This is a genomic window from Photorhabdus sp. RW14-46 (assembly GCF_963887965.1).
Lineage (GTDB): Bacteria > Pseudomonadota > Gammaproteobacteria > Enterobacterales > Enterobacteriaceae > Photorhabdus > Photorhabdus laumondii.
On the sequence record NZ_CAWPHH010000079.1, the window covers coordinates 1 to 2,992 of the forward strand.

A 2,992-nucleotide genomic window follows, 5' to 3' on the forward strand; every position below is an offset into this window, starting at 1 on the left:
CTGACTTTAGCATTTTCGCCGTGAATATGCTTCATCAGTTCTCGGGCAGCCAGTTCACCGCCCGCCGCGCCTGCTGCACCCGCCAGCGCATTGTTGCCACTGACTTCGGCGGCCACTGCCCCCAGAATGGCATGGGCCAGAGTATTGGTGACGACATCGACTTGATGAGTTTTCGGGTCGGTGGTCAGGTCTTTAATCACCCCGGCCAGGTAAGGGGAAGCGCCGCCTGCCAGTGCCTGACCGATATTTCCGCCCGCGAGTCCCTGAATGGCCGCGGTAGCCGCCTGTAAAGCAGTGTGGTATTTCCCACCGGTGCCCAGACCAGACTCATTCAATGCCGCGTTATAGGCAGTCTTGTAAATCTGGTCTTTAATAAGCGCCGGGGTGATGTCAGTTTTACCTTTATCCTTCAGTACTTTTATAGCCGCTTCTCTATCCGGGTCACTGATGTTCTCCAGTTTGGCGTTGGCTGCTTTGGTGGCGATAATGGCCCCTTCGGTGCCGGCGATATCAATCACCTGCGCACTGATTTCGCCAATCAGTTGGGCCTGTTTCAGCCGTTGCTGCTCTTTCTCTTTGTCAAAGATAGGACTGAGGGCATTGTTAGCATGGTCGGTATCCCGGCTCAGGGTGGTGACATCCTGTTGCTGCTTGTCTTTATCCCGGATAATCAGGGCACCGTCGCTGACCGCGGCGTGAGTGGTGCTTTGGTCATGGCCTTCCCGGTTAGCGTCGCCCAGGGTATTGGCTGCCAGATTACTGAGGAACATGCCGCCGGCTGAACCCCCTGTGCTGATACTCGCACTATGGTGTTCGGTTTTAAAATCCGCTTTGTTTTTGATATCGCCAAAGCCCAGCGTGCCGGTATCGAGGGTGTTTTTGTCTGCGGATTTCAAAAGTCCGGCGCAGCTATTCAGGTGGGGTATACCAGCGCCCGCTACGAAGACCGCAGCACGGGCATGATCTGCTATCATAGCCAACATCCCAGTTTGCACCTCAAGGGCGGCTGGCTGGAGTAGGCCGGATTTACCACTGTGTGGGCGGTTAAGATCACCGTTGAGCAGGAGCAGCTGATTATCCAGCTCGTTGAGAACAACTAAAAAGAAAATTCCTGCTAAACGTTTAATACCGCTCGCTACTATGCGAGCGGTATTTCTGAACTACATTTGTAACTTCCAAAAATTCATACCATCAACAAGCCAATACTGGTCCTTATCTGGTACTAACAGACCAAAATCGCTATTAGCTTGAGCATTCCAATCAGATGGTACTGTTGATTCATGGCTTCTATCCCAGTCAGTATGACGATATATTTTTTTATCGAAATTAATATAAAAGCTAGGTAGCCGCATTCGCCAACTATCCCATTCAGATGATACTACGTCTGTTAAGGTGGATAAATATTGCTCAATATAATCATAAAAATTAACAAGCAATACACTATCTTTGCCCGATATAAAGAATGATCTCATCCAATCAACAGAGTAAACAGCAACATTATTTCTGTTTATGTAGTCTTTAAAACTCTCCTTAGTCAATATGGGAATACCATTTCTAAACGACCTGACAGCTTCATCATAAAGAGCCTCTTTCATCCATCCTTTATCTATGTAAGATTTGTATTCAGGTCTAACATCAATACAGTAATTATCTTTACTATCAATAATATAATAATGATTGCCATTTAAAACAAAAATAGCTATACCCTTTTCACCGTTAAAAATGGAATCAAGTAGATTCTGATAATCATTTTCCAAATTCACGTAAAAATTCCTCTTTTGTTAGCACGCGACCTTTTGATGAATTTTGCTCTATTAACCTATCCCATACCTTCGGTAATTCAAGAGCTACACTTGGCTGGCCTTTTGTCGGGTCCACTATTTTAGGCGCATTTTTGTCTCTCGGTACCCCAGGAATTGGCCTTTGAGGAATAGCGGCATCCATTATTTTTTTGTGAAGAGCCGCGTCCACTTCAAAAACAACTACAGTTCCATCTTGTCTTCTATTTGTAAGGTAATAAGCAGCATGATTTGCCCCCTTAGTACTAACACATAACTGTCCACTACAACCTGAATTAATAGTTACACTTCCATCAGGATTTACGCTAATTCTGTTCTGACTCGTTTGCGTACCACTGCCTCCTCCCTCAACTCGGAAATAAGTTTCAGACGACTGTTTTGTACTTTTTGCTGCATTATTTGGCTGACTTGCAGATGGGTTATTTCCTTTTGCTCCCACATTAGCAGTTTGGTTAGGCTGTACTTGTGTAGCTTCCGTTGGGGTGCCCTTATCAACATTATTTTTTGATGATACAGGTGATGGCTTTGCCTGAATCTTATTATTGACTGCTCCTCCAATAATCCCAGTCGCAGTCTCCAGCAACATCATGTTGCGCTGTTCTTCTTTCACATATTGCGCTGCATCTGCTTTGGATAAACCTGTGTTCTCCAGCTCTTTCTGACGCAATTCAGTATTAAAGAACCCGGAGAGGGGTCCGCTGCCGCCATTTAACCAGCTGCTCTGCTCTGAACGCCCTATCTTATCATTGGCACGATAGCCCGAGACCGCCAGTTCTTTACCCAGTTCATGGTTGATAAAGGCCAGTTCTTCGCGGCTCAACTCGCCATTCAACGCCATCTGTTTCAGGGTATTGATGGTTGCATCACTGGCCTGTCGATATTCCGTCCAGACCCCTTTACGGCAGCTGTCATCCTGACACGATGCCAGTTTACCGCGCATGTCCTCCACTGACGGCAGACCTTTGTCCAGAATACGCTGACTCAGCTCTTTAGCCTTGCCGCACGCTTCCGGTGACAGCGTGCGGCAATCGCCCAGATTTCGCGAGGCCAGCGCATTATTCTCAATAACAACCCATTCCATTGCGACGTTGATTACCGAACACCAATTTTCCCTGCGCACTCAGTCAGTTACAACCCATTTTTTCCAATGTGCGTTCACCGCCGAACCCAAAACCCCCTGACGCGCTTTTCGC

At 47.0% G+C, this 2,992-nt stretch carries 2 protein-coding genes and 1 pseudogene; all 3 read right to left on the reverse strand.

Annotated elements, in window-relative coordinates; genetic code table 11:
• Nucleotides 1-974, reverse strand: a pseudogene (locus AACQ38_RS23490) (hemagglutinin repeat-containing protein); the annotation flags it as partial.
• A gap of 186 nt (nt 975-1,160) precedes the next feature.
• On the reverse strand, nt 1,161-1,763 hold the full coding sequence (locus AACQ38_RS23495) for a hypothetical protein (protein WP_207631974.1): 603 nt from the start codon (nt 1,761-1,763) through the stop codon (nt 1,161-1,163).
• Nucleotides 1,747-2,880 (reverse strand): hypothetical protein, encoded by a 1,134-nt coding sequence (locus AACQ38_RS23500; RefSeq protein ID WP_207631975.1) that lies wholly within the window; start codon nt 2,878-2,880, stop codon nt 1,747-1,749. The genes AACQ38_RS23495 and AACQ38_RS23500 overlap by 17 nt, the downstream gene beginning before the upstream one ends.
• Nucleotides 2,881-2,992 lie beyond the last annotated feature (112 nt).

Bases quoted from the DNA above. Each gene is read 5' to 3' on its own strand.
- AACQ38_RS23500 (WP_207631975.1), bottom strand. From the start codon at position 2,880: ATGGAATGGGTTGTTATTGAGAATAATGCGCTGGCCTCGCGAAATCTG.